1 protein-coding gene is annotated in these 367 nt (G+C 42.5%); it reads right to left on the bottom strand.

Annotation, left to right across the window (positions count from 1 at the left end):
* A partial coding sequence (locus tag MJX74_RS21510) for a transposase (protein ID WP_240225068.1) occupies positions 1-367 on the bottom strand: 367 nt, incomplete at both ends.

The raw sequence follows: 367 nt of genomic DNA, 5'->3' as shown, positions 1-367 counted from the left end.
AGTAGCGGTCATTGTAACTCATTGCTTGGATGCCAATGAAAGTATCAAGCGACTGTTCAGTCGGAAACTCTGCTTTAGGCTTAGCCTTGCGCTTAATGACGTTGTTAAAAGATTCAATCATGTTGGTAGAGTAAATTGAAGCTCTGATCTGCTTAGGATAATTATAGAAGACCAGCAGGTCCGGCTCGATGTCTTTCAGGTTTCTTATGACATGATTATAACTCTTGTCCCATTTGGCATAGAAGGCATGCAATACATCAACAGCAGCTGCTTTATTGGCTTGCTGGTGAATCTGCTTGAATTCGTTCATAATTGCCTCGCGATCCTCTACGCGTACTTTAGCGCAGATATTGCGCATGACATGAAC

This window comes from Rheinheimera hassiensis (assembly GCF_022436675.1).
Lineage (GTDB): Bacteria > Pseudomonadota > Gammaproteobacteria > Enterobacterales > Alteromonadaceae > Alishewanella > Alishewanella hassiensis.
This window is presented reverse-complemented; position numbering and strand designations above follow the sequence as displayed.